Below are 26,012 nucleotides of genomic sequence, written 5' to 3'. Positions count from 1 at the left end.
CCACCGATACAACTGGGTTGATTTCAGCTGTAATTGAGGAGTTGCCTCAAAGGACGGCCTTGTTGGGTCTTTCGAGCAATCCTATGAGGGGAACGGGTTTTGTTGCCTTTACACTTGCCAAGAAGTCGCATATAACTCTGGAAATTATTGACATACAGGGAAGGGTGGTAAAGGTTCTTGCAAGGGGTGAATACGACAGAGGCTATTACAGGTTAAGAATAGATGGGAAGGCGCTTCCTCAGGGGATTTACTTTGTGAGATTGAAAGCGGATGGCAAGGATCACGTGAATAAGTTCCTGCTGGTCAGGTAAGGAGATTTGGCTGCGAAAGAAAAAGGGGGCCTGCATGGGCCCCCTTTTTCTTTCGCACAAATTTAATTTTTTAAGGAAGCCCTTCTATTTTTATTTCCGGGTCTTCGGAAGAGGCGAAGGCAACTGGCATATTCTCAGTATTGTAAGCAAAGCCAATGTTCCCATGTCTATCAAGGGTTATAATGCCTGTTTCAGTTTTGACTGTGTTGTTTATAAGGTCAATACAGGCCTCTGCAGTCTTTTGGGCAGAAATACCCATTCTCATAAAATCACAGGCAGTTTTTGCCAGCAAAGTGCGCATTATTCCTTCACCAATGCCGGTGCAGGAAGCTCCACCAAAGAGTGTAGCGTAAGTGCCTGCACCGAGAAGGGGGGTATCACCAACCCTGCCAAACAGTTTTAGAAACACGCCGCCTGTAGAAGTTCCTGCTACGATTTCTCCATGGTCATCAATGGCAACGCATCCCACTGTGCCTTTCAGAAGGTCAGGGTGTTGTTTTATGAGTGTATAGATTTTTTTCCAATGTAAAGGTTCGCCCTTTAAGAGTTTTTCCTTGAGCTTCTTCCATTCTTCAAGTCTTTCTTCGGTTATAGGGTTATATTCTGGAAATCCCATTATTCTCGCAAAGTTTTCTGCTCCTTCGCCGATTAGAAGCACATGGTCTGTTTTTTCCATAACAAGACGAGCAAGACTTATGGGATTTTTTATTTTTTCCACTCCCGCAACGGCACCTGCCTCCAGTGTCGAACCTTTCATAATTGCAGCATCCAGCTCGCATCTGCCGTCAAGGGTAAGCACCGAACCGGTTCCTGCATTAAATACAGGGTCATCTTCAAGCACGTTAACGGCCGCCTCGCAAGCTGAAAGGGCATCATTTTTTTCTTGAAGGACGGCAAATCCCGCTTCCACTGCCCTTTTCAAACCCGCCTTAACTCGTTCAAGTTTGTCGGGTTTTACCTTCCCAACTCCACCATGAACAATTATTGCCTTCATGGCTAAATTATAAAGTTGTAGTAAAGAATTTCCTACAGACTTTTAATTTCCTTTAACAATTCAGTGTATCTTATTGATAATAAAGGATTTAGATTTGCAAATACGACTCAAGCGCTTTAAAATAAAAAAATGTTTCTCGTTTTAATATTTTCCTTTTCACTGCAGGTTAGTTTTCCCTTAACCAGTGAAAAGGCAGTGGACTTAATTTTAAAGGAACTCACCACCGAGCTTCCGGTGTTGTACTATAAGGGGAGACCGAGCATACCCGCTAAAACTCTTTCTTTTTCTTTGAAGGGTTTCAAAGGGGTTGAAGTGAAACCAGTTCAGGTAGAGACAATCAAGGTTAACGGTATTATCCCCCCTACCTTACCCCCTCAAGTTCTTTCAATGAAAACTGTAAAAGAAGAAAACCCTTTTGACAGCCTTTTCTATAGTGAAAAAGCTTTCTATCCCGATAGTTACTTCACGTATAGAGTTATAACAAAGGGCGTTGATACAACCCTTGAACTCATACTCTTCCCTTTTCGATATAATCCCGGGGATTCCGTTGCGGAGTATATTAGGATTTTTTCAATCAGGATTGAAGGAGAAATTACGAAACAGGGTTTCTATCAACCCCTTTACCTTATAATAGCCCCGCAAAATTTTAGAGATTTCCTAAATCCCTTAATAAGATTGCGAAAGCAGAAAGGATACAAGGTTGTATTCAAGGCTCTGGAAGAGATATTCTCAGAGTACCAAGGCAGAAATGATGCGGAGAAAATTCGCAATTTTTTAAAAATGTACTCAAGTTACGAGGGTGAGAGATTTTTGCTTTTGGTGGGTGACGAGACGTTAATCCCTTTGGTTTATCTCTATGCTTTTGATTGTCAGGCTGGTTTTATGCCCAATGAAAATGATATACCTTCTGACCTTTATTATGCAGATATTGATGGTGATTACGATGCTAACGGAAATATGGTTTACGGTGAAGTCGAAGATTCCGTTGAACTTTACCCCGATTTTTATGTGGGAAGACTGCCTGTAAAAGATACTGTAGAACTTGCTAATTACTTGTATAAACTTTTGGGGTACGAAGTAGCCCCTGATAATCCTTCTCTTCTTAAGGCGGTTTTTCTCGCTCAAATTTTGTGGGAAATCCCTTATACAGATCAATCGATTCACAAAGAGAACATTCGTAAAAAATTTCTTCCTCCAGACTATATTGTTTTTGGGTTCTACGAAAGTTACGGTAACGCCATAAAGAGCGAGATCATCAATTCTTTAAATAGTGGTGTCAATCTGGTAAACCACGATGGGCATGGATGGATTACTGCGATGTGGTTCGGAAACGATTTTATCGGAATTTCCGATACAGTGGCTCTAACCAACGTTTACACCCCCTTCTTTCTATACTCCATAGGCTGTTGGGTCGGGGCGATGGATTACCCTTCTCTGGCGGAAGCACTTGTAACGGCCAGGGGCGGTGCGTTAGGTGTTGTTGCCAATTCCCGTTATGGTTGGGGAGCCCCAGGAAATCCAGGATTTGGGTACTCTGATATCTTTGACAATGAATTCTTTAAGTTACTTTTTAAGAATCAGGATGATGAACTGGGAAAGGTTTTTTGGAATCACAAGGCAAGTTTTGCTCCGCTGGCAAGAGATTCAAACGTTTATCGATGGTGTTATTATGAGATCAACCTTTTCGGAGACCCTGCACTCTATCTGTGGAGGGAGAAACCTAAGGAGTTGGAAATCTTTTCAAAGGATATTGGCGATACTAATATCAGATTGGTTGTGGGTTATGATGGACAACCTTTAAGCGGGGTAACCGCTACCTTAATGGTAGGCGATTCAGTTCTCGCGGTTAAGAAATCCGATTTTTCGGGAATAATTTCCCTCGACATAGATACGCTTTGCGATTCTGTCCTTATTACCCTCTGGAAACCCAGCTTTCACATCTACTCTGAGTGGGTTGAGTTAAAAAGAAGAGATATAGTTTTTGATGTTAAAGTTAAGAATGATGGAAGTTTCAGGGATTGGGTGTGGGCAGGTGAAAATAACATTTTAAGCCTAACTATAGCGAATGGAGGAGAATCCCCCTTTGCTGACACAATTTCATTGTCATCATCAGGGCTCCTATTTGATCCTGATCGAATATCTGTGAATCTTCAAACCGGGGAAAGTTTGAGATTTGATGTGATATGTATAGTACCAGAAAGTTTGAAGAAGAATACCGTTAAAACCTTGAGAATTCGTTCAAGAAAAGGGGAGAGCTTTCACTCTCTAAAAATTGCCTGGCCCTCAATCCGCTTTGTTTCTTATGCTTCAGGGGATAGTTCCCTTATTTTGAGATTTGTAAATAGTTCCTTTATGAGGCTCAAGGGACGAGTGCTTGGTGTTTATGAGGTTCCCGGCCTTGTTCCCTTAGGATTTTACAATGATTCTCTTTTAGTGGAAAGCCAAGCGGAGTTTACATTAGAAACTGATGTCCCCAAAGGTAGAAATTTACGTCTCTTTTTTGAGTTTAACGGCATCTATTTAAAGTTTGATATTTCCTTGATTTTTGACTCCGAACTTTTTTATACCGATTTTGAAAGAATGGACAAATGGTATGGAGATACAACTTATTTTTGTCTTTCAGATCAAGCAGGGCCATTTGATAAATATTTAACCTACAAAGATGAATTTGCACCCTTCCCGTTACAGGCAAAAATTTACTCGGAAAGGTTTAGATTAAATGGAAAATTTAAGCTCGGCCTTTATTTCACCTACAGTTTCCCCATTTACGGTACAACGGGAGTTAAGATTTCACTACGGAAGGAGTGGTTAAGTGGAGGGGATGTTTTGAGGACAGAAGTTGAGGATATTGCCTTTCTTGGTGCGGGTGGTGCCTTGGATGAGAAGTCAATCTATGGAAACTGGGCTTACTATCAATATGAAGGAGAAGTTGAAGACAACCCCGATTATGTGAGGGTTTTAATAACCTTTACAAAAGATAGTTCTTCCGAAACTTATTGGGGTCTGGATGAAATCAAAATTGTGAGTGCAGAAGAAGATATTGTAAGGAAAGAAGAACTGTCCTTTGAAGGAGTAAAGATTTTGAACTTTCCAATGATTGTAAGAGGTGGGTCCTTTAGGTTTTTGCTATTATCCCAAAATTCAGAGTTTATAAATTTAGGCCTGTTTGATGTTAATGGCAGGCTTATTAAAAGCTTTAATTTTGCTTTAGCAGAAGGTATAAACGAATTAGTTGTTCCACTATTGGGGATAAAGAGTGGAGTTTATTTTGTTAAAATTTTAGACAAAACAAAAAGGATGGTGATAGTAAAATGAGTGCTAAATTCCAAAGACCGAGAGGTACGAGAGATATACTCCCTGAGGAGGAAAAGTTCAGGGAGGGATTAATTAAAAAAGCCAGAAGAGTACTTGAAAGTTATGGCTATACGTTCATGATCACTCCTACCTTTGAGTACGCCGAATTGTTTTCCAGAAGCATTGGAGCCTCAACGGATATTGTGGAAAAGGAAATGTTTGTTTTTCAGGACCGAGGTGAGAGGCTATTGGCCTTGAGGCCCGAGGGTACTGCTTCTATTATCAGAGCTTTCCTTGAGAATCAGATACATCCCCCTGCTAAACTGGCTTATGTTATGAACATGTTTAGGGCGGAAAGGCCTCAGCGTGGTAGGTACAGAGAATTTTGGCAGATTGGCGCTGAGGCCCTCGGAATAAAAGACCCTCTTCTCGATGCCGAGGTAATAGAAATGGCGGTCAGGATTCTCAAAGAGATGGGCCTTGAGAATTTCCAACTGGAGATTAATTCTATTGGAACACCAGAGGAAAGGGAGATTTACAAGAGAACACTCCTTGACTACATTGAAGAAAAGGAACTGATGAAGGAGTTTGCCCTTTGTGAGACGTGTAATCGAAGAAAAACCACGAATATTTTGAGAATTTTGGACTGCGAAATTGATGCTCCAAAACTCTATGATGCTCCGGTTATTCTTGAATTTCTTTCCCGTGAGTCTTACCGTTACTTTGAAGATGTTCAATCTTACTTAAATAGTTGGGGGATAGAGTATACTATAAATCCGAAACTCGTGAGGGGCCTTGATTATTACACACATACCGTCTTTGAGATTAAAGTTAAAGAGTTGGGAGCCCAAGATACTGTATGTGGCGGTGGGAGATATGACAGACTTGTGGAAGAACTGGGAGGCCCTGCAACACCGGCTATGGGTTTTGCCATTGGCGTGGATAGGATTGTGGTTGCGATGGAAAGTGCGATTCCAAAGTTGAAAGGACCATTTTACTTTGTTGCTACCGTCGGAGAGGTAGAAAGAGGTTATGGAATAAGACTTCTGAAAAAACTAAGAGATTGGTACATTCCTTCGGATATGTGTTATGAGCTTAAAAGTTTGAAAGCACAGTTAAAAATTGCCGACAGAATTGGCGCACAAAGGACGATTATTGTTGGTGAGGATGAGATAATGCGAGGGAAGGTGAGGGTAAGAAATATGGAGACGGGTGAAGAAATAGAAGTCGATGAAAATGAATTGAAGGCATTGTATGAAAGAGAAACTTCCTGAAATTCAACTACTTAAAAAAGTTCAGGAGGAGCTGAGAAGCCTTGTTATCACTGTAAATAAGCTTCAAGATTATGAATATATTGGTGGATGCGACGTTTCTTATCGTAAAAATGAAGGTGTTGGAGTTTTTGTGGTTTTTAATAGGCAGTTTAAATTGCTGGATGTAGCAGTTGTCAAAAGAGGGATTGAATTTCCTTATATCCCCGGTTATCTCGCTTTCAGAGAGGTGCCATTTCTAATAGATTCTTACAATAAGCTGAAAGTTAAACCCGATATCGTGCTCGTTGATGGCCAAGGAATTGCCCATCCACGGGGATTTGGCGTTGCCTCCCACCTTGGGGTTTTATTGAATCTTCCAACAATAGGGGTCGCAAAGAGTAGATTGTATGGATATTGCGATATGCCTGAGCTTGTTCGAGGAAACTTTACCTATCTAAGGGATAGAAACAATGCCGTCATTGGAGCCTGCCTTGTTACCAAGGATAGATCAAAACCGCTTTACGTATCCATTGGCCATCTCGTTGACCTTGATATGGCCATCAAGGTAGTTTTAGAAAATACGTTGCATTATAAAATACTAGAGCCATTAAGGGTGGCTCACTTATTTACCCGAAGGGAAAAATAAGGAGGTCTTATGAGCAAAGTGGCTATTATAACGGGTGGGTCAAGAGGAATTGGGTTCGCAATTGCTATGGAACTCGGGCAGAGGGGTTATATTCCCGTTATTACCGCCAGAAAGGAAGAGGAACTGGTAAAGGCTCAAAATGAGCTGAGATCAAAGGGTTTTGAAAGTCATTATAAAGTGTTGGATGTAACTGATTATAAGGCGTGTAGGGAGTTAGCAGAGGAAATCAATAGCAGGTTTGGCAGAATTGATGTTCTTGTCAATAATGCGGGAATTACAAAGGATAAGCTATTTGTCAGAATGTCTCCTGTTGATTGGGAAGAGGTGATCAAGATAAACCTCCTTGGAACCTTCAATATGACCCATGCTGTCCTCAAATACATGGTTAATGCTAAGTCGGGAGTGATTATAAATATTTCATCAGTGGTTGGAATAACGGGGAATGCTGGACAAACAAACTATTCGGCTTCTAAGGCTGGTGTGATTGCTTTTACCAAGTCTCTGGCAAAAGAAGTTGGAGGATGGGGGATCAGGGTGATCGCTATAGCCCCAGGCTTTATTGAAACTTCGATGACCGATAAACTCTCTGAGGAGATTAAGAAGGAATATCTCGCCAGAATTCCTTTAAAAAAGTTTGGCAAACCTGAGGATGTTGCAAAATTAGCTACTTTTCTCGTCAGTGAAGAGGCGAGCTATATAACGGGCCAGGTATTTACTATTGACGGCGGCCTAATTTGATTTTTTAATTGTGACCATTTCAGGCTCTATGGATAGGATTTTTAAAGGTTGAGGTGCTTCAACTTCTATTTTATAGACTGAAAGACTTTCCAAACTGTCTATAAGAGTTGCCTTTATATTGAAGCTTTTATTTGATACTTGATAATCGGCAGGCCGTAAGAAGGTGATTTTAATTCTTTGCTCGAATTTCCTAATTCTCAAAAAGGTAGAGTCTCGATAGAGTGTGTCTAAGGAGAGCCTTACTTTGAACCCTTCCGTATTTTCGATTTTTAGGAAATCGTTGTTGAGTTTTTCAACTTTAGAAATGAAGAGTGTATCACTGGATTTCTTGACTTCTATAGGTTCTAATGGTAAGAATTGTATTTTGCTTACTATTGATGCAGGTCCTATTATAGTTGTTGTTTCAGGGCTAACACTTATTGACTTTACAAAAAGGTTGTTATTTTGAAGCAATACTGATACCACTTTAACGGGTACTGTTCTTTTCTGGATTCTGTCTACCTGAACCAAAATCGTTCGGGGATTTATGCTGAATATTTCAATGTCTTTTAGTGATAGTGGTAGGTCCTCATAGTCGAATTTTACTTCGTTAATTCCATATCGAAGATTTGAAAGGTTTTTATAAACGACTTTTTCAGAAAACTTTATCCTCAGGTAGGTTTTTCCCGAAGTTTTTATTGAGGCGTTTATGTACTCGGGCAATCTGTTTATAATAACAAGGGAGTCCCCAAGTCCCTGAAAAGTGTAGGAGATCTTGAAAGGAATAGTATATACAGAGATTTCGTCCGTTGTTGCGTTAAACCATACAATAATACCAAGGATGAGTGATATTATTTTCAATCCGAGGTTTTCTTTTATAAAACTGAGGCCTTTCATCCTTGTTTAATCAACAATTCTTCCATATATTTTCTGAGGTTTTCAAAGGTTAAGCTCTCGGAGAGAACACCCTTTTGGACTATTCTTATAGACCTTCTCTCCTCTGATACGACTATTGCAAGGCAGTCAAAGTGCTCCGTCACGCCGAGGGCTGCCCGATGCCTGGTTCCTAAGCTTCCCTCAACAATTCCCACTTGAGAAAGAGGCAAAATGGTCCTTGCGCCTATTATATAGTTTCCCCTTACTATAATTGCACCGTCGTGCAAAGGACTGTCAGGCAGGAAGATTGATAGGATAAGAGGCGCTGAAAGAGTTGCGTAAATCTTCACTCCGCTTTCAGAAATGAGTTCATCCAGTCTCATGTTCCTCTCTATAACTATTATACCACCAATTCCCCTTTGGACCATTTGTCTTAATGCCCTTTCCAGTTCTTGAATTTCAGCGATCCCAATCTTTTTTCTCTCACCGATGAAGGTACCTGTACCAATAACTGCCAAACCTTTTCTTATCTCTGGCTGGAAGATAACGATCAATGCCAGCAGGCCATACCTTGTAAAGGCGGAAAGTAACCACATTAACCCTTTGAGGTTGAATAGAGTTGAGGCGGCAGATAATCCGACAACTGCAATGAGACCTGTGATGATGTAGATAGTTCTTGTTCCTTTGAAGAGCTTCAGTATGTAGTAAATTATAAGAGTGACGAGGGCAATGTCAGCGATGTCACGGATGGTAAGAGGGTAAAGTTTCATAAGTAAATTTTACTCCAGAATTCAAGCTTTTCAAAGTGAAGGTTGGAGTTCGTTTTTTAATAGGGTATAATTAACACTATGAAAAAATTATTCATGTTGGTATTGCTGGTTTCTTTAGCCTGTGAAATTAAAAAGAATTCCCCTCCTGTCCCTGAAATCGTGGAAATTCCCACTTCTGCTCATCCCAAGGAAATAATTGCGATTAAGGTAAGGGCCATTGACCCTGATGGTGATTATGTTAGTGTAAGAGTTGACTTTGGTGATGGAAATATTTCCGATTATTCAGAGTGGGTAAGGTCCGGTTCCTTAGTGTTATTTGAAAAGGTGTATGTCGCTCCTGGTGATTATTACGTAAGTGTTCAGGCCAAGGATTATGAAGGCAATTACAGCTTGTGGTCTTCAGGAAAAACTATAAGAATAGAATAAAAGAGTATGTTGCACGATTCCACCTTCATCGAGATTCTTGAAATTGTTAGGAGGCAGAGTTCCTGTGTTTACTATAAAACAGGTGCCCTTGTTGTTAAAGAGAATCGAATAGTTTCAATGGGATATAACGGCTCACCTTCGGGCTTTCCTCAGTGTGATGAGCTCCAAGAGGTCCTTGAATTTGCACATGAAAATAGAGATATCGTAGGGAAGTATCTTGAGACGGGGGGAGTAGAAGCATTTGCTCGGGAGTACTACAATAGGTTTAAATATTTTCACAAATACACTGAAGATTTTGTCAAGTTTTTCGGAAGTAAATTAGAGGAATCATTGAAAAAAATATGCAATGGGAGTGCTGGTAAGAATGATTTTTACAATTTGAACTTTATACACTCAAGGTACGAAATTCACGCGGAGCAGAACGCTATCGCATTTTCTCTTAAAGCAGGAACTAATATCACAGGCGCTACTCTATATACAACCCTTTTGCCTTGCATGGAATGTGCGAAGCTAATCGTAGCATCGGGTATAAAGAGGGTTGTGTATATTGAGGATTATGAAGATAAAAGGTTCAAAGAATCTTCTAAGACTTTTCTTGAAATAAACGGAATTAAGGTTGATAGATTAAGCAGGGATTAATTGCTTCTTGTGTAAAATTTCCCTGGTAATTCTGAAATTAACCCTTTGATTTCAAGCTGGAATAGAATGGACAGGAGGTCCGGGACTATTAAACCTGTTAATGATACTAATTCATCAAAATGTTTTGGTTCGTGGGATATTTTCTCAAAGACCTTTTTTTCCTGTTCCGTGAGTGATTCCGAAAAATCCTTTTTTACTTTTTGGGGTTTCTCAATTCCGAAATCTTCTAAAATGTCTTCTACGCAAGTTATCGGTTTTGCGCCTTCTTTTATGAGTCTGTTTGTGCCTGCGGAAGCGGGCGAGCTGATAGGCCCGGGGATGGCGTACACTTCCTTTCCCAGCTCTAAAGCCCATCTGGCGGTTATTAATGCACCACTCTTTTCTCCCGCCTCAACAACGAGAACGCAATCTGCCAATCCTGCAATTAGCCTGTTTCTTCTCGGAAAGTTCTCTTTGTAAGGTTTTGTTCCGGGGAAAAATTCTGAAATTAAAGACCCCTTCCGAGCGATTTTTTCATATAAAGGGCGGTTTTCAGGTGGATATACTACATCAATTCCGCATCCTAAAATTGCTGTCGTTTTTCCTCCTTCTTTAAGGGCAGTCTTGTGAGCCTCGGTATCAATCCCTCGTGCTCCCCCGGATACTATGTGAAATTTGTTTTCCGTTAGCTCCTTACACAGTTTCTGAGTTGTCAAAATTCCATAATTTGTCGGCTTTCGAGTGCCAACTATTGCTATTTTCCTTTCCTCTGAAGATGGAAGTTCCCCTTTATAAAAAATAACGGGCGGGAAGATTTCTTTTATTTTAAATGCTTCAGGGTACTCTTTGAAGGTGAAGTCGATACATTTTATACCTTTTTCTATAAAAGCGGAGGCAGTTTTTAGCGAAAGTTCGAGATTTACACTTTTTATTGAGATTGCGATTTTTTCGGGTACAATTTCTTTCAGATCCTGGAAGCTCGCCTCAAAAACTTTTCCCGCTGTTCCGAAATGGGAAACCAGTTTCTTGTAATAAACAAAACCTATTCCCTGAATTGAGTATAGTGTGAAAACGTACTCCATTTTTAAATAGAATAGTGGTTCATGAGGTCAAATTCCGTTAGAGCACTTTTTAAATCGTTGTACTTATTGAGAAGTGTACACCTGATACTGTCGATTTCTGTTTTTTTTATGTTTTCAGTAGCTTCGAAGAAAATCAAGGCATTCAGAGCATTCATGGAAACCAAATTCTCAACCTCCTCCATATTTATCTCACTATCATTTTGCAACATTTCCAGCAGTTTCTCAAGTATCCTTTTTCGTGCGAAAATATATTCGCTCTTGGTCCTTATCCCTTCCAGAAGTTCTCGGGCTTTATTCAGTTCGTTATATTTCAATAACCTTTGAGTTAGAATGAGTGACATCTGATTGGCTCTGAATATATTTCCTCTTTGCTTCTCAAATTCGATTCCTTTCATAGCAAGGTTATAACCTTCACTTATAAGGCCAGAATGAATCAATATAAGCCCAGAGTAGAAATAGAATGGGTAATTTGTTTTGGGAGTCGTGTTCAGAATATCGTCAATGGATCTCTTAATAAAAGTTTCATAACTGCGTGGTGGGAGAAGAAAGAGATATATCTTACCTATTTCTCCCAATATGATTTCTCTCGCATGTTTATTTTTAACTTCACCCAATGCCCATAATACGTTTTCTAAATGATTCAATGCCCCCCTGAATTTGAAGTTTAAAAGCAGCATCTCAGCTAATTTCAGTTTTAGGAGGGTAATATCTTCTATTTTCTTAGATGCCTTCAGCGCTTTTAAGTAATATTCGGTGGCTTTTTTAATCCTGTTTCTATAAAATTCGCAATCACCTAAGACTTCAAAAATTTCTGCTTTTCCGTTATGAGAAGAATTTTTTGACTCAAGTTTTTTTAGGAGTAGTTCCGTATTCCACTCCAACCTATCCGCATTGTAATCAATTTTAAGTCTCAACAAAAGGAGGTCTTTTGAGAATCTTTTTTTTGTAGAGAGGAAGTCTTCTAAGCTCTTCGCGGCGCTCTTTGTTTCCCCAAGTTCTGTCAATAGCTCAATTTCTCTTTTCTTATCCCGCCAGTGATTATTTTCTACTTCTTCCATGCTTTTAATAAATTCGAGGGCCTTCACATATTCACCCATTTTAGTGTAGATAGTGACGATAGTTTCTCTTATTGAAGATTTTTGCTTCTTTGTTTTTGCGAGCAACTTTGCTTTAATCGCATGTTGTAGCGCTTTATTATATTGCTTATTTTTTACTTCTTCGTTTATAGCTTCATAATAGTATTTAAATGCGTTCCGGGAATCTCCTGAAAGTTCGAAGTGTCTTGCAATCTCCCACAAGGCAATTGGAAAACCGTTCATTTTCTTGGTGTGAAGCAAGTGGGCGTAATTGCCATGGATTTCTTTAACATACCGCTCGGGAAGGTCAAGCATTGTATTAAATTCGATCACGGGATGGAAGGAATAGATTTTGTTTTTTACAACTTTAATAATTCTGTTGTCGGTTAAATTTGTGATAACTTTATCTATCGTCTGGGTTTTTATCTTAGGGAATAATTTTATAATGTCCGTTTTGTCTAATGGTTGGGCAGAAGATAGAATCAAGTAAGTTATTAGCTTTTCTTCTTTACCCATTGATTTAAATAACCTTCTTGACTTCTCTGTATAGTAGTTTTCATAGGGAAATGCCAATCCTTCATTTAATACCCAGCCTGTATTCTCATCCCACTTGAAAAAGTTTTTAGAATCGAGGAGATTTAGCAACCAGAAGAGTTTTGAAAAGCTTTTCATACTTCTGTAATAAAGAAGTTCCAGAATTTCCCTGTTTACGTTGGGAGTAATAAAGTAAGACTGCAAAGTTTTATGGACGTCTTCTACGGTTATTGTATCAATTTTAATCGTAGAATCGTTATCGCTGATAAGTTTGATTGTTTTAATTTTTGTTCCCTCTTTAAGTCTTAGAAAATTAATTTTGTCTCCCTTTATGAAGGCTATTTTACTCCCCGTGATTATCTGAAGGGTTTCCGTTGAAAAGAAGGGGTTTTCTTCCGGCAGGTCAACAAATATCTCCTCATCACCTCTGGATATTAATTCTGCAAGTTTCTTGTAGCTCTCTATATTTGGAATGTGAAGGTGCCTCTTTTCCTGTTGGGCTTTCTCGTAAAGTCTTCTTAAAATGTTGGCAGGATGGTGTTCAAATTTTCTCAGATATAAAGTCACGATGTTTAATTTTCCTTTTAAAAACTTCTTATAGATTTCCTTTTGTTTTAAATGTTTAAGGAACGGCCCGGGCTCTGGGGTCAGTACTAATAAAGAAGAGTTACTAAAGATAAAAAGAGCTTCTCTTTCTGAGAAAGGATAGTTCTTCGCCAGAGAGTCAAGCAATTCAATTGTGCCTATCAAGGGGAACTCTATGTATAGCAGATGGGGTTTAAATCCATTTGTAAATAAGAAAGCTAATTCTCTCAAAAAATCAAAAAAGCTGAAATGCAAAAAAGACTCAAAATTTTCCATTGAGTAAAAGGATAAATCTTTCCATAAAATTTTTCAAATAATCCGCGCAATATTGTATGGAAAAATAGAGACAAAATTAGAGCCATGATGAAGAAACTTTGGATTATGCTAAATTTTAATTGGGTTAGATTGCAGGTATTTAAATACTCCTTGCAACATTTCTATTTTAGTGCAAATATACCCAGAATTCCGGTGGCGAGGAGGATAATAACGGGCGATTTTTTGTAAAAGATGAAAACTACCAGGCTCAGTGTTGCTATAATATAGGGGGTGACACCTGTAAATCCCCTTCTCACGATAAGGTAAATGGCATTTATTAGAAGTGCCGGAATTACGGGTTTTACCCCGAGCATGAACCTCTTATATAAAACATTTTTCTTGAATCGACTTTCAAAGTTTGCTATGAGAAATATGATCAGGAAAGAAGGCATTACGACTCCCAGAGTGGCGAACAATGAACCGATAACCCCATGGATTTCATACCCGATAAATGTAGCCATATTCAGTGCAACGGGTCCCGGGGTAACTTCCGCAATGGAGATAAAATAGAGAAAACGTTCTTGGGTTATCCAGTGAAGTTCTGTTACAAAGGTGCGTTGGAGAAGGGGAAGCATTGCCTGCCCTCCTCCGAAGGTGACGATACCAATTTTAAAGAATTCAGCGAATAATCTAATAAGAACCATTTTTGTCCTCAAACAACTTTCCCAAAGTTATTCCCAGTAAACCGCCGACAAGGATTACTAAAATTGGGTCTACTCTTAAAATAAAAAGTTCAACAAGAGACAGGATGAGTATAAATAGGTACATGATGTTTTTTTCAGTTTTTTTTAAGATTTCAAAGGTAATATAGGTAATTTCTCCGACCACACCTGTTAATATGCCAATAAGGAACCTTTTTACCTGAGGAATTTTGGTAAAGCTGGTTAAGTAAATTGAAATAAGAAGTATGACGATAAAGGAAGGTAGGACCACTCCGATGGTGGCAGAGAGAGACCCTATAAATCCACTGACCCTGTATCCTATAAATGTTGCCATGTTTACGGCAATTGGGCCAGGAGTAATTTGCGAGATTGCGAGTATCTCCCAAAATTCCTCTTCCGTTAAATACTTCCTTGACTTACAAAAGATTTGCCGCATTTGTGGAATCATTGCGTAACCACCGCCGATTGTGAAGATACCAATCAGAAAGAAATCGTATGTGAGCAAAATCGTTTCCTTAATTTTGTTGGTGGGTTTTCTCGTTATTTGCAAGTTTAATTCTCCCTGTTGGTATTCTTATTTAGCAGTTTATCAAGGCAAATAAGAACTTTAAGTTCCTCTTTGTTCATCTTTTACTACCCTGTGAAAGTTTTAAATAGGTCATAAGGTGTGACTAGTATAAAGCTTTTTTTTGAGACATTTTGAGACGCCCCCTTCTATTACAAAGACGGGGGCATTCCAATAATGGAATCCAATTGATGGGAAATTAAGGTTTTTTTTCTAAGTATGCCTTTTGAGATAAGACTGATGAATTTTCAATAAGACGTGTTTTTGCGATTTATAGATTTTGGAGGACGTAGGTCAATTTTATTCCCTGAAAAATTAAAAATTCGACAAAATTTTCGGTTTCGACAAATTTGTCGAAGTCGAAAGGTAAAAACCATTATGAATAAAGGAAAATTTTTGGCACAAATTTTGCAGTAATTGTTATAGCTAAAAACGGGAGGTGTAAGATGAAGTTAAATAACATAACCAAAATAGTGTGGGTATCTCTTTTCTTGGGCTTTGCCTTTGCCCAAGAACTACCTGGAGATACGGAGGATTCGACCAGCAATTACCGCTACAGGGAACAATATAGGTATCAGGAACAGGTAAGGCAACAAGGTGATACCATAAGGATAAGGTCTCAGGAGCGGATAATGAATGAAGGTGATACTATCCAGATTCAAAACAGGAAAAGAATTGAAAATCCAGCGGTAGAGAGTGAGATGACGATTGAAAAGACGATTACCAGGGATGGAGATAATGTTATAAAGATAGAAAAAACGGTAGTGACTCCAAATGATACGGTAGTGATACAAAAAGAAGTCAAATCTACTGAAAAAGACACTGTAAGAAATAGGGAGATGCAAAGGACAAGAAATAGAGATGCAGGATGCGACGACGGACCTGATACATTGAGAGTAAGGGAAAGAGAACGTTTAAGAATCATCGAAGGCACTCCTTCCAGTGACAATATACCGGGAACAGGCGCTTATCAGAGAAGAAATAGAAAGAGTAACTAAAATATTGGCAGGGGCGCACACGATCGCGATCGTGTGCGCCCCTGTATAATTTATTGAGGTGTCAAATATGTTTGTAATTATAGCTCTTATGTTAACTTACTTAAGCATTGGCTTCCAAAGGGGATTTGACAGCAACATTTTAATAGATGATAGCAATTTAAGGGATTATTACAGTGGGTTAAATTTTCTTATAACCCAGTATTCGATGGAAAAGCCGTGGGGGTATGAGCTCTCTGCCAGCGGCAATTTTTTCGATAATTATAGTGATATGAATTTTTTGACCTTCCGTGGGAGTCTCTTTTACTTTAAGGATTTCGGAAAGGTTGGAAACTACATGGAGAGCGGGGTTGATTTTGCATGGGATATTTTCTCACCCTATAGGTCTTTCTCTGTTATTCCCGGTATTGCGTTCAGGATATATTTGGATGAAAAGAGAAAAAGCGCACTAATACCAAGCTGGGATTTACATTTTTTGTTCTCTGACGAGAGTTATAACTTGGAAAATCTTCCGCGAATCAGATTAAATACGGGTTTATGGGGCATTTCTTTGTTACTAATGGCTACCCTGAAATGGAGGTACAGTGCCACTTATGTTCAGTCCCCATCGGCGGGGATGGTAGGCTGGTCTGCAAGGCCTAATTACACGATGATAACAGAAAATCTTTTCGCGGGAAATTCCAGCATCAGGCTGGGTAAGAAGTTTGGAGGTCTTTTAGACTTTTACTATCAGCTTGATTACCATTTTCTGCCAACAAAGAATTTGGTAGATGTGGAAAATTTGAAGGAAAAACTTGACCCCCTGAATAAAGAGGAATTTGCATATACTGGCTTTTCCCATTCCTTTATAGTGAATCTTGGAATTAAGGAAATCTCGATTAACTATAACTACACCTTCGGTTATAAAGATTATAGAATCGTTGACACTGTGCAATCTTCCCTACCGCGAAGTGATGTTGCATATTTCCACAGCTTGGTAGGCACGATTCCATTGGTTAAGAAAACGTTGAAAGCAGGGGTTTCTTGTTTTTTTAAATATGAAGTTAATAACTCCAATCTTGTGGAGTTTTCATACACGAGAAAAGAGTTTGGTGCAGGACTTTACTTAGAACTATAGGAGGAGGAACATGAAATTTTTGCTTTTAACTTTTTTGACCTTGATACCAAAATATTTTTACAATGTTAAGGATACCACAACCATAAAAGGGAAAGTGATAAAAGTCGAAAGGGAACAGGTTGAAGGGAGTGAAGTACATCATATCGTATTGTTTTTGTCTCAAGGGGATACCACATATAAAGTAATTTTAGGTCCTGCTTGGTTTATTGAAGAGATCCCAAGAGAAGAAGATTCTTGCCTTGTAGAAGGTTCTGTTTTTCGTGCTGATGGCGAAATATATGTAATTACAAGGAAAATAATGAACATGCAAACGAAAACGGTTTTAACTTTGAGGACACAGGTAGGTTTCCCCCTTTGGGGGAGGAGAGGGGATGAAACAAAAAGGATTGGAGGTAGTAAGGACGGGCTGAGAAGGAAAAGGTAATTAATGAAATTTAAAAATCTCGTTTCTGTCTTTCTCGTTGACATTATTGTTATATTTGCTTTTTTCACATACTTAGTTACGAGACAGCGGAAAGTCTTCAAAGAAATGGCCGAGAGGGATGCACAGATTCGAACGGTTCTTGTACGGGAGATGTTTTTTAACATCATACAGAGCGAAAAGGAAATCGATGATTCGGTGTTAAAAGTCATTGTGGATTCAACAAATCTTGATTATGTGGCTTTAGTAAGACAAGGCAGGTTAGTAAGCTGGGCATCGAAGTACGAGGGATTTCTCCCCGTTGAAGACTTTGAAAATATAAAACCCGGAGTAAAAAGGGTAATTAAACTACCAGATTATTCCATTTTAGAGTACTCTTTTCCGGTAGACTCTTTTATTGCCATTTGTGGCTTTTCTGACGAACCATTTTCGAACTTGATCAGATTTACGATTTACGGAATGGCTTTTCTGGTTCTCGGTCTTTTTGTTTTATTTGGGGTCACCGTTTTTTCTTTTTATCTTCTGACGCGCAAACTACAGGAGAAGGAGCTGGTTTTAGCAAAAGAACAGGAAAAGTCTAAGTATTTCAGAGAGCTTGCCGGTTTCTCGAGTCAAATTGCTCACGAAATAAAGAATCCCCTCAATTCAATCAATATCGCTTTGCAGGTAGCAAAGCAAAAGGGTTTTACTGATGATATTGTGAAAATTATTGATGAGGAAATAGATAGGCTTAATTCAATTATTCAGCGCTTTTCTTCCCTTTCCAAAAAGATGGAACCCCAGTTTAAGGATGTAGAGATAGGAGACCTTATAGACCGGGTTGCTGAGGAAATGATCCCTTTTGCGCGTTCGCATGGAATAAAAATTGAATTAAATCTCAAGGGTTGCCAGCAAAGGATTAAAAGTGATCCATTGTTGCTGAAACAGGCCCTTATTAATATAATTAAAAATGCTATTGAAGCCTTTGAGGGTGTAGAAAGAGATGAGAAGGTAGTAAAGATAAGCTGTAACAAAGTTAGGAGAAAAATTGTCATCTTGGTTGAGGATAATGGAATGGGCATGGATGAAGAAGCGGTAAAAAGGGCTTTTGATTTGTTTTATACGACTAAAGCCCAGGGTATGGGATTGGGGTTGAGTGTGGTACGAAGAATTGCGGATTCCTTAAATGGGGAAGTGAATTTAAAGAGTATTAAAGGCAAGGGTACAATAGTGGAGTTGGTCTTTAACAATGTCTGAATATACTGTATTAATTGTCGAAGACGAGGAAAACGCAAGGAAACTGCTGGTGGAATATTTGAGCTCTAAGGGGTTTAAAGCCTTTGGGGTTGCGACAGGAGAGGAGGCAATTAAGTATTCTCAGGAAAATTTCGTCGATTTTGCCCTTTTAGACATCAGACTTCCGGGAATCAGTGGCATCGACTTAATTCAAAAAATGAAAGAAGTTAATCCTCTTGTTAAGATTATAATGGTCACTGCTCTCGGTGATGTAGAGACCGTGGTTCAGGCTATGTCGAAGGGCGCCTCGGATTACATAGTTAAACCTGTCAATCTTGAGGTACTTCTTTCAAAATTAGAAGCGATTAAGCCTACCCATATAAAAGAGATAGAGATAAAGGCAATAAAAGATATTTCAAGTTTTCATCTTCCAGAATTTGTCTATGCCTCAGAGAAGATGAAGAATGTTCTTTACAATGTAATCAGGGCAGCCAAGTCCAATGCACCCTGCTTAATAGTAGGAGAAACGGGAACGGGGAAAACCGCCATTGCGAGAATAATACATTCATTGTCTTCGAGAAGGGACGGGCCTTTTATAGACGTTCACCTGCAGTCTATTCCTGAATCACTCGTTGAAAGTGAGCTTTTTGGATACGAAAAGGGTGCGTTTACAGGTGCTGACAGGAGTTATGAAGGGTTGATTTTAAGGGCTCATGGTGGTACCCTTTTCTTAGATGAAATAGGTGAACTCAAGAGGGAAATGCAGGTGAAGTTGTTGAAGGTTATTGAAGACAAAATGATAAGGCCAATTGGAGGGACACAAGTAAAGAGGGTTGATTTCCGTTTGATCACTGCTACCAACAGGGATATCAAGGAAGAGGTACGACGGGGTACCTTTCGAGAGGACCTATATTACAGGATCAACGTAATTGAAATTTTTGTACCCCCTTTAAGGGAGCGTAGAGAAGACATACCTGTCCTTTTAGACTATTTTCTTGGAAAATACAGTAAAACTGAGGGTAAAGAGATTACGGGTTTTTCACGGGAGGCACTTAAGTATCTCTTGAAATACGATTACCCCGGCAATGTGAGAGAATTGAGTAATATAGTTGAGCGTGCCTGCGTCATGGCTACAAAGAATTTGATTGAAGTAAAAGATTTGCCGGAGGAAGTGATAAAAGGAGATAGCCCCTCTAATTTTTCTTTTTCTTACTCTCAAAAGAGTTTGCCGGAAATTGTGAGCGAAGTTGAAAAGAAACTTATTTTAGAGGCTTTAAAAGAAGAAAATTTCGTAAAAACAAGGGCGGCGAAAAGGCTTGGGATTTCGGAACGGGTTTTAAGGTATAAAATGAAGTTGTACGGAATAGAAGATGGAAAGGGCAATTATTAAAGGAAATCCGATTCAGATGGCAAATCATCCTTGGGTTTATTCTGGAAATATACTTTCCTGTAGTGCATCTAAAGGTTCCTGCGTAGAGGTCTACTCGAGAAAGGGTATATTTCTTGGTTCGGCAATTTACAATCCCGATTCCAATATCGCATTAAGGTTTTATTCCCGCGAGAGGGAGGAGCTCAGTTACCTGCTGATTAAGGAAAAGATCATGATGGCTGACAAAAAGCGAAAAAAATACTTTAATAAGCCATATTACAGGGTCGTATTCAGCGAAAGTGATGGTTTACCCGGCCTTATCGTGGACAGGTATGGAGATGGCTTTGCCTTTCAGATAAACTCTTACGGTATGGAAATAAGGCGTGAAGATATAGTGAAAGCTATCTTCGATGCCTTTTCGCCAGCTTTTATCGTAGAAAAAAGCGAAGGACATGCGAGAAAGATGGAGGGGTTAAGAGAACGAACAGAAGTCGTAATTAATAACTCTTCGTATAATCTCTCCAGAGTTATAGTGGAAGAAGATGGTCTTAAGTTCTATGTGGACCTTATAAATGGTCAGAAGACTGGGTTCTTTTACGATCAAAGGCATAATCGTTCTATAATTGAAGACCATTTGAGGGGTAGTTATGTTCTGGACCTCTTTTCTTACACTGGAGCCTTCTCTTTGAGAGCTTTAAGAAAAGGTAAGAAGGTTTTTGCCATAGATATTTCGGAAGAGTCCATTGCTTTATTAAAAGAGAATGTTAAACTAAATGGTCTCCCTGAGGAGAATCTAATTTGTGAAGCGAAAGACGCTTTTGAATTCCACAAAGAGATCGCCTCATTGAGGATGAAGTTTGACTTTGTTATAGTGGACCCTCCATCTGTTGTGAGGCGTGCATCGGACCTTGATGATGCTTTAAAATCATACATAACTCTGCTAAGTGGAGTTTTTAGCATTTTAGGAAAAGGTAGTATGTTAGCGGTTTTCTCATGCAGTAATCATATCAAGTGGGAACATTTGTATTCGGTAGTTCAGAGGAGTACTGGGTTAACCCGCAGGAATTTTAGGATGGTTAAGTTTTTAAATCAGGATTTTAGGGATCACATTGTTCCTGTTAATTTTCCAGAAGCAGAGTATTTAAGGGGTTTTCTTTTAGAGGAGGATGTATAGATGGCGAATTATATTTTTATGTTTCCTGGACAGGGCTCACAATATGTGGGTATGATGCAAGATATTTACAACAAGTACGATAAAGTAAAGGTTCTCTTGAGAGAAATGGAAGACATTCTCGGGTTTCCTTTAGGTTATACGATGTTCAATGGCCCCGATGAGGTACTTACCAGGACCTTATACACCCAGCCCGCCATTTTCACCCACAGCGCAGCTATAGTTTACATTCTTAGAGATAATGGAATTGAACCTTTTATTACTATGGGACATAGTCTTGGTGAGATAACTGCTCTTTTCTCAGCAGGTGCTCTTAACTTCAGTGAAGCAGCGAAAGTTGTAGCCAAGCGAGCTGAACTTATGGACAGGGTGTATGAGCGAGGTGGTATGTCTGCTGTAATTGGTCTTGAACTTGAAAAAATTAGGGAGATACTGGAAGGGTTTAAAAACAGAGTTGTGATAGCCAATATCAATTCTCCTTCTCAGGTTGTGATATCAGGTTTTATAGATGACCTCGAAATTGTGGAGGAAAAGCTTAAAGAAGCGGGCGCAAAAAAGGTGATAAGGCTAAAGGTTTCAAATGCCTTCCATTCTCCCTTAATGGAGCCTGCACGGAAAGAGTTTGAAGAGTTTTTGAGAGATATAAAGTTTGAATCCCCTAAGGTACCTGTGATTCCCAACGTTGAACCTGGCTTAGAGTCAAATCCTCTTATGTTAAAGGGGTTGTTAATAAAACAGCTTTGTGGTACTGTTAGATGGGTCGAGTCTCTTAAAGTAGCGGGTCGTGTTAAAAATGCATATTTTGTTGAAATAGGTCCAAAACGGGTTTTGGGACGCCTTCTTAAAGAAACTCTTGGAGAAGTGCCATACACTTCCATTGATACCTACGAAGATTTGGTAGAATTTTTAAGCCAAGTTAAGTCTTGAAAATACTGAGAGTTTGTTTTATACTAATAAACTCAAAAACCTAAGGAGGAAGTATGAGAAATTATGAGATGGTTGTAATTTTAGATTCTGCGCTTCCTGATGCAGAGAGAGATTCGCTTATTGGCAAGTTAAAAAACATAATAGAGAAGAAAGGCAAGCTCCAGGCTATGGAAATCTGGGGGAAACGTGAACTCGCTTACGAGATTAACCATAGAAAGGAAGGATATTACGCAATATTTAATTTTGAGGCACCGCCGGAGACGATTAATGAGTTGAAGCAAGAAATAAGGATGAACAAGTCTTATCTAAGAGAGCTTATTGTGAGAAAATAATGGCCGAGCTTAAGTTCCCCAGCATAAACTATGTTATCCTTTCCGGTCGCCTCGTAGAGGATGGAGTGGTAAGATACACACCTCAGGGCACAGCGGTTTGTACTGTTCGTTTTGCCAGTGATAGAAATTTCAGAAATGCACAGGGAGTATGGGTTAAAGAGCCCCTCTTTATTAATCTTGTTTTATTCAAGCAAGTAGCGGAAAGAAGTGCGGGGAGGTTGAGAAAGGGTACACCTTTAATTGTTGAGGGCATCTTAAGGTCAAGAACTTACGAAACCAGAGAGGGGCAGAGGAGAACGGTTTACGAGATTGTAGTTAGAAGACTTCACTTTCTTGAAAAAGTGGAGGAAGAAGCCGTTTATCTTCCCGAGGAGGAAGAAGTTTTAGAAGAGTCGGCTTTACCGGATGACTTTCCGGCAATAGAGCCGGATGAGGAAGAGCCAGAGGATTTACCATTTTGATTAACTTAAAAGAGGAGGTTTAATAAATGGGCAAAAAGGTGAGAATTAGGGAAGTAACCTGTGAATTTTGCAAGGATGGAGTCAGAGAAATAGATTACAAGAACGTTGATGTTCTTTCAAAGTATATATCTAAGAAGGGGAAGATTTTACCCCGTAAAACAACGGGGACTTGTGCTTTCCATCAGAGAAAGCTGGCCAAGGCTATAAAGAGGGCAAGGATTATAGCTCTTCTGCCATTTGTTGAGAGTTACTATCTTTCATGAAAGTTTATTTGCTGAAGGATGTACCTAAGGTTGGGAAGGCAGGCGAAATAGTTGATGTAAGTGATGGTTTCGCACGAAATTATCTAATAAAGAACGGCCTGGCTGAGGTTGCTACGGACTCGCTGATTAAGAGACTGGAAAGTGAGAAAAGACTTTTGAAGTCTAAAATTGAACATCAGAAGAGTAAAGCTGAAGAAATAAAAAAGAAAATAGAAAGTCTTCCAGAGTTAATTTTTGAGAAGTCTTCTTCCAAAGAAGGTAAAATCTTCGGTTCTGTAAGCAGTATTGAAGTGATGGAAGAACTCAAAAAGCGTGGGATTCATGTCGAAAAGCAGATGATTCAAATGGAACACATTAAAGATATCGGAATTCACAACGTCAAAATTAAATTATTCCCAGGTATAGAGGCAAATTTAAAGATTAAAATATTGCCTAAGGAAATTGCAACTCATTGAATTAATTGTTCTCAGGGTACAGTTCCCAGAGGGGGTTGAGGAGAGCCCGGTTATTTATCTAAAAGAAAAAGAGGGCGATAGAATTCTTCCTATTGTGATTGGTATTAATGAGGCACAATCCATTAACATGGCACTGAGTAACTCTAAAACCCCGAGACCGCTCACTCATGATCTGATTGTGAATCTCTTTGAAGTTTTTGGTTTAAAGTTGGAAAGGGTTGTGATAAACGATCTAACAGAGAACACTTATTTCGCAAGGCTTATCCTCCTTGATGAGAATAACAAAACGTTATATAGCATCGACGCAAGACCTTCTGACTCTATAGCTATTGCCCTGCGGTCAAATGCCCCAATTTTTGTTTCTGAATTTGTATTGAAAAAGGCGTTATCCCTTGAAGGAAGTTAAAGAAAACCCACTGAAAGTAACTTTTGCCGGTATAGATTTTGAATCCCCCTTTTTGCCTGCTTCTGGTACCTTTGGGTACGGAGCTGAACCGGGATCTTTTAAAGCAATCCATTGTTTTGGTGGGCTTATCACCAAAGGACTTTCTTTTAAGAAAAGGGAAGGGAATCCCCCTCCGAGAATAAAGGAGACACCCTGTGGACTTGTAAACTCCATTGGGCTTGAGAACCCTGGGGTTGAAGAGTTCATAAGTTCGATTCTACCCGAGATGCTCTCTTTTAGAAAGCCCATTATAGTAAACTTAGCGGGACATGATGAAGAAGATTTTCTTCTAATGATCGAAAAATTAAATCCCTTCAAGGAAATTGTTGCCTATGAAATCAATATCTCCTGTCCTAACGTCTCGAAAGGGGGATTGGAATTTTTCCGGGATAAAAAAGCCCTAAAAACCTTACTCAGGGAAATAGCTGGAAGCTCTAATAAAGTTAACATCGTTAAAATTCCCCCTGATATTTTCCATTTTGATGAGATCATCGATTTGTTACTATCCGAAGGGTTTGTAAATGTGACCGTTTCTAATACTTACCCCGCAATGGTGATTGACATTGAAAAAATGGATTTCTACTTTGAGAGAAAGTCGGGCGGATTGTCCGGACCTGCTATTTTCCCGTTGACTTTGAGGCTTGTTTATGAGATTGCAAGTAAATATCCGGAGCTAAACATAATAGCGTCAGGTGGGGTAGTGAGTTACGTGGAAGCAGTCCAATACTTCCTTGTGGGTGCAAAATTGGTGCAAATTGGATCGGGAAACTTTATAGATCCCAACATCGTATGTAAAGTAAAGTTGGATCTGGAAAATTTTCTTGTTTCAAAAGGTCTTTATTCTCTAAATAAAATTGTTGGGAAACTTCTACAAACTCGTTGAATGTAAACGATATGTGTTGTAGTCTGGAACTAAACAAAAAGTTTTGCCTTTTACTTTACAGGTTATTAGTTTTGGTTTAAAATTTTTGCAAAAATGGGAGTAATAAATGGAAGGTAGAGTTTTACTCGTTGATCCAGATACAAGCTTGAGAAGTGAAATAGAGGATGACCTTAGTGATTTAGGTTTGACAGTCTATAATGCCAGCTCATACGACGAAGCCCTGAATTATTTGAATTTTTACAAAATTGATTACATGATTATGGATCTCATATTGCCAGACAGGAATGGCATTGACCTTTTGATATATGCAAAACAGCTCAGCCCCTCCATTAAAGTTTACGTGTATACAGATGTTAAGGGTGCTACCATTGAACGATCAGTGTTGAAGAAAGGCGCAGATGCTTTCATAATCAAAACAGGCAATTTTAAGGAAGATTTTAAGAGTATCTTCTTTTCACCACCTCAAGAAGAGGAGAAAAAGGAACCGGTTGAAACCATCGAAGGATTTAAAGGCACCGTTGCTGGTGTTGACATTATAGACATGGTTCAAGCTCTTGCACTTATGGGTAAATCCGTTATCCTCAGTTGCAAAGATTTGAGGACTAAGAAGGAAGGGGTGATCGTTTTTAAAAATGGTGAGATTGTGGACGCGAAAGCAGGTTCAAAAAGGGGAGAGGAAGCAGTGTACGATATTTTGAGCTGGAAGGATGGGGTGTTTGAAACAAGAAAATATGTGGAAGAACCGGAAAGGACGATCAATGCCCCAGTGGATTTATTGCTTTTGAACTTTGCCCGTCTCAAGGACGAGGCGGCTGAAGAAGGAACAGGGGCTTCAACCTTAACCCTTAATGATATAGTAAGATTTTTCCACGCCGAAATTCCAGGTTTTATAGGTGGTATGATTTTTGATTATGAGGAAGCAACTCCTATTGCTTTTGATACGATTCTTCAAGGAAGAACATTTCAGGCTTCTGCCACTTTATACGGTGCCATACTTAAGGCTGCTCAGGAGGCAATGGAGATAGTTACTGAGGGAAAAGAAAAACGTGACGAACTATCAGAGATTGTGATCACCGATAAAAATGATCACGTAGTGCTTTTTCCTCTTCCAGTAAACAATTTTGCAGTTTTTATACTCGTAGCGAGGGATACTCCCGTTCAGGAAGTGCGTTCCGTTGTGTTGAAATATATACCTGATATTATAAGGTTACTTAAAGAGGAAAGACTTTCCTGA

The 26,012-nt window shown here is 39.2% G+C and carries 28 protein-coding genes; 21 read left to right on the top strand and 7 right to left on the bottom strand.

Features of this window, described 5'->3' with window-relative positions:
- Positions 1–311, top strand: a 311-nt coding sequence (locus QMD82_03710; protein ID MDI6851027.1) for a T9SS type A sorting domain-containing protein, incomplete at its 5' end; no start/stop codon positions are given.
- A gap of 70 nt (positions 312–381) precedes the next feature.
- Here QMD82_03710 and QMD82_03705 read toward each other — a convergent pair.
- A complete protein-coding gene (locus QMD82_03705) occupies positions 382–1,305 on the bottom strand; it encodes an isoaspartyl peptidase/L-asparaginase family protein (protein ID MDI6851026.1) in 924 nt (307 codons plus the stop codon).
- Between the two features lie 129 nt (positions 1,306–1,434).
- On the opposite strand from QMD82_03705, the gene QMD82_03700 reads away from it, so the two are divergent.
- From QMD82_03700 to fabG, 4 genes are read left to right on the top strand one after another with little or no spacing between them, the layout of a single operon-like run.
- Positions 1,435–4,620, top strand: coding sequence for a C25 family cysteine peptidase (locus tag QMD82_03700; GenBank protein ID MDI6851025.1), 3,186 nt, complete (start codon positions 1,435–1,437; stop codon positions 4,618–4,620).
- Positions 4,617–5,873, top strand: a complete 1,257-nt coding sequence (hisS, locus tag QMD82_03695; protein ID MDI6851024.1) for a histidine--tRNA ligase — start codon at positions 4,617–4,619, stop codon at positions 5,871–5,873. The genes QMD82_03700 and hisS overlap by 4 nt, the downstream gene beginning before the upstream one ends.
- A complete protein-coding gene (locus QMD82_03690; GenBank protein MDI6851023.1) occupies positions 5,854–6,498 on the top strand; it encodes an endonuclease V in 645 nt (214 codons plus the stop codon). Before hisS ends, QMD82_03690 begins: the two co-directional genes overlap by 20 nt.
- Before the next feature lie 9 nt (positions 6,499–6,507).
- Positions 6,508–7,236: a 3-oxoacyl-[acyl-carrier-protein] reductase gene (gene fabG, locus QMD82_03685; GenBank protein ID MDI6851022.1), complete on the top strand. Its 729-nt coding sequence runs from the start codon at positions 6,508–6,510 to the stop codon at positions 7,234–7,236.
- Here fabG and QMD82_03680 read toward each other — a convergent pair.
- Together QMD82_03680 and cdaA are read right to left on the bottom strand one after the other, a co-directional pair.
- Positions 7,228–8,112: a hypothetical protein gene (locus QMD82_03680; GenBank protein ID MDI6851021.1), complete on the bottom strand. Its 885-nt coding sequence runs from the start codon at positions 8,110–8,112 to the stop codon at positions 7,228–7,230. The two genes, fabG and QMD82_03680, sit on opposite strands and share 9 nt — an antisense overlap.
- Positions 8,109–8,861, bottom strand: a complete 753-nt coding sequence (gene cdaA, locus QMD82_03675; GenBank protein MDI6851020.1) for a diadenylate cyclase CdaA — start codon at positions 8,859–8,861, stop codon at positions 8,109–8,111. The genes QMD82_03680 and cdaA overlap by 4 nt, the downstream gene beginning before the upstream one ends.
- A 78-nt stretch (positions 8,862–8,939) precedes the next feature.
- Between cdaA and QMD82_03670 the strand changes: the two genes are divergently transcribed.
- Positions 8,940–9,287, top strand: coding sequence for a PKD domain-containing protein (locus QMD82_03670; GenBank protein MDI6851019.1), 348 nt, complete (start codon positions 8,940–8,942; stop codon positions 9,285–9,287).
- 6 nt (positions 9,288–9,293) lie between these two features.
- The gene (locus tag QMD82_03665) at positions 9,294–9,926 is read left to right on the top strand and encodes a deaminase (protein MDI6851018.1); all 633 of its coding nucleotides are present in this window, start codon (positions 9,294–9,296) and stop codon (positions 9,924–9,926) included.
- Here the strand turns inward: QMD82_03665 and dprA are convergent.
- The 4 genes from dprA to QMD82_03645 form a co-directional block, all read right to left on the bottom strand.
- A complete protein-coding gene (gene dprA / locus QMD82_03660; protein ID MDI6851017.1) occupies positions 9,923–10,987 on the bottom strand; it encodes a DNA-processing protein DprA in 1,065 nt (354 codons plus the stop codon). The genes QMD82_03665 and dprA overlap by 4 nt on opposite strands.
- A gap of 2 nt (positions 10,988–10,989) precedes the next feature.
- Positions 10,990–13,458 (bottom strand): hypothetical protein, encoded by a 2,469-nt coding sequence (locus tag QMD82_03655; GenBank protein MDI6851016.1) that lies wholly within the window; start codon positions 13,456–13,458, stop codon positions 10,990–10,992.
- Positions 13,459–13,619: 161 nt separating this feature from the next.
- On the bottom strand, positions 13,620–14,141 hold the full coding sequence (locus tag QMD82_03650; GenBank protein ID MDI6851015.1) for a chromate transporter: 522 nt from the start codon (positions 14,139–14,141) through the stop codon (positions 13,620–13,622).
- Positions 14,128–14,709: a chromate transporter gene (locus QMD82_03645; GenBank protein ID MDI6851014.1), complete on the bottom strand. Its 582-nt coding sequence runs from the start codon at positions 14,707–14,709 to the stop codon at positions 14,128–14,130. The genes QMD82_03650 and QMD82_03645 overlap by 14 nt, the downstream gene beginning before the upstream one ends.
- A gap of 461 nt (positions 14,710–15,170) precedes the next feature.
- On the opposite strand from QMD82_03645, the gene QMD82_03640 reads away from it, so the two are divergent.
- From QMD82_03640 to QMD82_03575, 14 genes are all read left to right on the top strand, one after another.
- The gene (locus QMD82_03640) at positions 15,171–15,722 is read left to right on the top strand and encodes a hypothetical protein (GenBank protein MDI6851013.1); all 552 of its coding nucleotides are present in this window, start codon (positions 15,171–15,173) and stop codon (positions 15,720–15,722) included.
- 67 nt (positions 15,723–15,789) lie between these two features.
- Positions 15,790–16,836, top strand: coding sequence for a hypothetical protein (locus tag QMD82_03635; GenBank protein MDI6851012.1), 1,047 nt, complete (start codon positions 15,790–15,792; stop codon positions 16,834–16,836).
- Between the two features lie 10 nt (positions 16,837–16,846).
- On the top strand, positions 16,847–17,260 hold the full coding sequence (locus tag QMD82_03630) for a hypothetical protein (protein ID MDI6851011.1): 414 nt from the start codon (positions 16,847–16,849) through the stop codon (positions 17,258–17,260).
- A 3-nt stretch (positions 17,261–17,263) separates the two neighbouring features.
- Positions 17,264–18,493, top strand: a complete 1,230-nt coding sequence (locus QMD82_03625; GenBank protein MDI6851010.1) for a HAMP domain-containing sensor histidine kinase — start codon at positions 17,264–17,266, stop codon at positions 18,491–18,493.
- Entirely contained in the window at positions 18,486–19,862 is a 1,377-nt protein-coding gene (locus QMD82_03620; GenBank protein ID MDI6851009.1) for a sigma-54 dependent transcriptional regulator, read from the top strand. The genes QMD82_03625 and QMD82_03620 overlap by 8 nt, the downstream gene beginning before the upstream one ends.
- Positions 19,843–21,015, top strand: coding sequence for a class I SAM-dependent rRNA methyltransferase (locus tag QMD82_03615; GenBank protein ID MDI6851008.1), 1,173 nt, complete (start codon positions 19,843–19,845; stop codon positions 21,013–21,015). Before QMD82_03620 ends, QMD82_03615 begins: the two co-directional genes overlap by 20 nt.
- Positions 21,016–21,939 carry an ACP S-malonyltransferase gene (gene fabD / locus QMD82_03610; protein MDI6851007.1) on the top strand — a complete coding sequence of 308 codons (924 nt, stop codon included), beginning with the start codon at positions 21,016–21,018 and terminating at the stop codon, positions 21,937–21,939.
- Between the two features lie 53 nt (positions 21,940–21,992).
- Complete coding sequence (gene rpsF, locus QMD82_03605; GenBank protein ID MDI6851006.1) at positions 21,993–22,271, top strand: 30S ribosomal protein S6; 279 nt, start codon at positions 21,993–21,995, stop codon at positions 22,269–22,271.
- Positions 22,271–22,732, top strand: coding sequence for a single-stranded DNA-binding protein (ssb, locus tag QMD82_03600; GenBank protein MDI6851005.1), 462 nt, complete (start codon positions 22,271–22,273; stop codon positions 22,730–22,732). The genes rpsF and ssb overlap by 1 nt, the downstream gene beginning before the upstream one ends.
- A 26-nt stretch (positions 22,733–22,758) precedes the next feature.
- The gene (gene rpsR, locus QMD82_03595; protein MDI6851004.1) at positions 22,759–22,995 is read left to right on the top strand and encodes a 30S ribosomal protein S18; all 237 of its coding nucleotides are present in this window, start codon (positions 22,759–22,761) and stop codon (positions 22,993–22,995) included.
- Positions 22,992–23,450: a 50S ribosomal protein L9 gene (gene rplI, locus QMD82_03590; protein ID MDI6851003.1), complete on the top strand. Its 459-nt coding sequence runs from the start codon at positions 22,992–22,994 to the stop codon at positions 23,448–23,450. Before rpsR ends, rplI begins: the two co-directional genes overlap by 4 nt.
- The gene (locus tag QMD82_03585) at positions 23,437–23,856 is read left to right on the top strand and encodes a bifunctional nuclease family protein (protein ID MDI6851002.1); all 420 of its coding nucleotides are present in this window, start codon (positions 23,437–23,439) and stop codon (positions 23,854–23,856) included. The genes rplI and QMD82_03585 overlap by 14 nt, the downstream gene beginning before the upstream one ends.
- Positions 23,843–24,778, top strand: coding sequence for a dihydroorotate dehydrogenase (locus tag QMD82_03580; protein MDI6851001.1), 936 nt, complete (start codon positions 23,843–23,845; stop codon positions 24,776–24,778). The genes QMD82_03585 and QMD82_03580 overlap by 14 nt, the downstream gene beginning before the upstream one ends.
- Before the next feature lie 106 nt (positions 24,779–24,884).
- Positions 24,885–26,012 (top strand): response regulator, encoded by a 1,128-nt coding sequence (locus QMD82_03575; protein MDI6851000.1) that lies wholly within the window; start codon positions 24,885–24,887, stop codon positions 26,010–26,012.

Source organism: bacterium (assembly GCA_030019025.1).
Classification (GTDB): Bacteria; Hydrothermota; Hydrothermia; order UBA1063; family UBA1063; genus UBA1063.
The sequence above is the reverse complement of the archived record's forward strand: the minus strand, read 5'-3'. Positions and strand labels throughout refer to the sequence as shown.

Coding starts and splice junctions, on each gene's coding strand:
- QMD82_03705 (MDI6851026.1), bottom strand. CDS start 1,305: ATGAAGGCAATAATTGTTCATGGTGGAGTTGGGAAGGTAAAACCCGAC.
- QMD82_03700 (MDI6851025.1), top strand. CDS start 1,435: ATGTTTCTCGTTTTAATATTTTCCTTTTCACTGCAGGTTAGTTTTCCC.
- hisS (MDI6851024.1), top strand. CDS start 4,617: ATGAGTGCTAAATTCCAAAGACCGAGAGGTACGAGAGATATACTCCCT.
- QMD82_03690 (MDI6851023.1), top strand. CDS start 5,854: ATGAAAGAGAAACTTCCTGAAATTCAACTACTTAAAAAAGTTCAGGAG.
- fabG (MDI6851022.1), top strand. CDS start 6,508: ATGAGCAAAGTGGCTATTATAACGGGTGGGTCAAGAGGAATTGGGTTC.
- QMD82_03680 (MDI6851021.1), bottom strand. CDS start 8,112: ATGAAAGGCCTCAGTTTTATAAAAGAAAACCTCGGATTGAAAATAATA.
- cdaA (MDI6851020.1), bottom strand. CDS start 8,861: ATGAAACTTTACCCTCTTACCATCCGTGACATCGCTGACATTGCCCTC.
- QMD82_03670 (MDI6851019.1), top strand. CDS start 8,940: ATGAAAAAATTATTCATGTTGGTATTGCTGGTTTCTTTAGCCTGTGAA.
- QMD82_03665 (MDI6851018.1), top strand. CDS start 9,294: ATGTTGCACGATTCCACCTTCATCGAGATTCTTGAAATTGTTAGGAGG.
- dprA (MDI6851017.1), bottom strand. CDS start 10,987: ATGGAGTACGTTTTCACACTATACTCAATTCAGGGAATAGGTTTTGTT.
- QMD82_03655 (MDI6851016.1), bottom strand. CDS start 13,458: ATGGAAAATTTTGAGTCTTTTTTGCATTTCAGCTTTTTTGATTTTTTG.
- QMD82_03650 (MDI6851015.1), bottom strand. CDS start 14,141: ATGGTTCTTATTAGATTATTCGCTGAATTCTTTAAAATTGGTATCGTC.
- QMD82_03640 (MDI6851013.1), top strand. CDS start 15,171: ATGAAGTTAAATAACATAACCAAAATAGTGTGGGTATCTCTTTTCTTG.
- QMD82_03635 (MDI6851012.1), top strand. CDS start 15,790: ATGTTTGTAATTATAGCTCTTATGTTAACTTACTTAAGCATTGGCTTC.
- QMD82_03630 (MDI6851011.1), top strand. CDS start 16,847: ATGAAATTTTTGCTTTTAACTTTTTTGACCTTGATACCAAAATATTTT.
- QMD82_03625 (MDI6851010.1), top strand. CDS start 17,264: ATGAAATTTAAAAATCTCGTTTCTGTCTTTCTCGTTGACATTATTGTT.
- QMD82_03620 (MDI6851009.1), top strand. CDS start 18,486: ATGTCTGAATATACTGTATTAATTGTCGAAGACGAGGAAAACGCAAGG.
- QMD82_03615 (MDI6851008.1), top strand. CDS start 19,843: ATGGAAAGGGCAATTATTAAAGGAAATCCGATTCAGATGGCAAATCAT.
- fabD (MDI6851007.1), top strand. CDS start 21,016: ATGGCGAATTATATTTTTATGTTTCCTGGACAGGGCTCACAATATGTG.
- rpsF (MDI6851006.1), top strand. CDS start 21,993: ATGAGAAATTATGAGATGGTTGTAATTTTAGATTCTGCGCTTCCTGAT.
- ssb (MDI6851005.1), top strand. CDS start 22,271: ATGGCCGAGCTTAAGTTCCCCAGCATAAACTATGTTATCCTTTCCGGT.
- rpsR (MDI6851004.1), top strand. CDS start 22,759: ATGGGCAAAAAGGTGAGAATTAGGGAAGTAACCTGTGAATTTTGCAAG.
- rplI (MDI6851003.1), top strand. CDS start 22,992: ATGAAAGTTTATTTGCTGAAGGATGTACCTAAGGTTGGGAAGGCAGGC.
- QMD82_03575 (MDI6851000.1), top strand. CDS start 24,885: ATGGAAGGTAGAGTTTTACTCGTTGATCCAGATACAAGCTTGAGAAGT.